The 1,861-nt window shown below is 65.7% G+C and carries 1 pseudogene; it reads left to right on the top strand.

Annotation, left to right across the window (positions count from 1 at the left end):
• Positions 1-1,861: pseudogene (locus OKC40_RS22295) on the top strand (Tn3-like element TnAs1 family transposase); the annotation flags it as partial.

Genomic DNA, 1,861 nt, shown 5'->3' with positions numbered 1-1,861 from the left:
AGCATCAGCAGCAGTTCCAGAAGCAGGGCAAGGCGATCAACGACAAGGTGCGCCTGTACTCCAGGATCGGCCAGGCGCTGCTGGAAGCGAAGGAAAGCGGCAGCGACCCCTATGCCGCCATCGAGGCGGTGATTCCCTGGGACGAGTTCACCGAGAGCGTCAGCGAGGCCGAGCTGCTGGCCCGGCCGGAAGACTTCGACCACCTGCACCTGGTCGGCGAGAACTTCGCCACCCTGCGCCGTTACACGCCGGCCTTGCTGGAGGTGCTGGAACTGCGCGCCGCGCCGGCCGCGCAAGGCGTGCTGGCAGCCGTGCAGACCCTGCGTGAGATGAACGCCGACAACCTGCGCAAGGTGCCGGCCGATGCACCCACGGCCTTCATCAAGCCGCGCTGGAAGCCGCTGGTGATCACCCCGGAAGGCCTCGACCGGAAATTCTACGAAATCTGCGCCCTGTCCGAGCTGAAGAACGCCCTGCGCTCCGGCGACATCTGGGTCAAGGGCTCGCGGCAGTTCCGCGACTTCGACGACTACCTGCTGCCGGCCGAGAAGTTCGCCGCACTCAAGCGCGAGCAGGCCCTGCCCCTGGCGATCAACCCGAACAGCGACCAGTACCTGGAAGAGCGTTTGCAGCTGCTGGACGAGCAGTTGGCCACCGTCACCCGCCTGGCCAAGGACAACGAGCTGCCCGATGCCATCCTCACCGAGTCAGGGCTGAAAATCACCCCGCTGGATGCGGCGGTGCCGGATCGGGCGCAGGCGCTGATCGACCAAACCAGCCAGTTACTGCCGCGCATCAAGATCACCGAACTGCTGATGGACGTGGACGACTGGACGGGCTTCAGCCGCCACTTCACCCACTTGAAGGACGGGGCCGAGGCCAAAGACAGGACGTTGCTGCTGTCCGCAATCCTCGGTGATGCGATCAACCTCGGGCTGACCAAGATGGCCGAGTCGAGCCCCGGCCTGACCTACGCCAAGCTGTCCTGGCTGCAAGCCTGGCACATCCGCGACGAAACCTATTCGGCGGCCTTGGCCGAGCTGGTCAACCACCAGTATCGCCACGCCTTTGCCGCCCACTGGGGCGACGGCACGACCTCATCCTCCGATGGCCAGCGCTTCCGCGCGGGTGGCCGGGGCGAGAGCACCGGGCACGTCAACCCGAAGTACGGTAGCGAGCCGGGACGGCTGTTCTATACCCATATCTCCGACCAGTACGCGCCGTTCAGCACCCGCGTGGTGAATGTCGGCGTCCGCGATTCCACCTATGTGCTCGACGGCCTGCTGTACCACGAGTCCGACCTGCGGATCGAGGAGCACTACACCGACACGGCCGGCTTCACCGATCACGTCTTTGCCCTGATGCACCTGCTAGGCTTCCGCTTCGCGCCGCGCATCCGCGACCTCGGCGAAACCAAGCTGTACGTGCCGCAGGGCGTGCAAGCCTACCCGACGTTGCGCCCGCTGATCGGCGGCACCCTGAACATCAAGCACGTGCGTGCCCACTGGGACGACATCCTGCGCCTGGTCAGCTCGATCAAGCAGGGCACCGTCACCGCCTCGCTGATGCTGCGCAAGCTCGGCAGCTACCCGCGCCAGAACGGACTGGCCGTGGCCTTGCGCGAGCTGGGCCGGATCGAGCGCACGCTGTTCATCCTGGACTGGCTGCAAAGTGTTGAACTGCGCCGCCGCGTGCATGCCGGCCTGAACAAAGGTGAGGCGCGCAACTCGCTGGCCAGGGCGGTGTTCTTCAACCGCCTTGGGGAAATCAGGGATCGGAGCTTCGAGCAGCAGCGCTACCGGGCCAGCGGCCTCAACCTGGTGACGGCGGCTATCGTGCTGTGGAACACGGTGTACCTGGA

It is taken from the genome of Aeromonas sp. QDB11 (genome assembly GCF_027705265.1).
Taxonomy (GTDB): Bacteria; Pseudomonadota; Gammaproteobacteria; order Enterobacterales; family Aeromonadaceae; genus Aeromonas; species Aeromonas allosaccharophila.
This window is presented reverse-complemented; position numbering and strand designations above follow the sequence as displayed.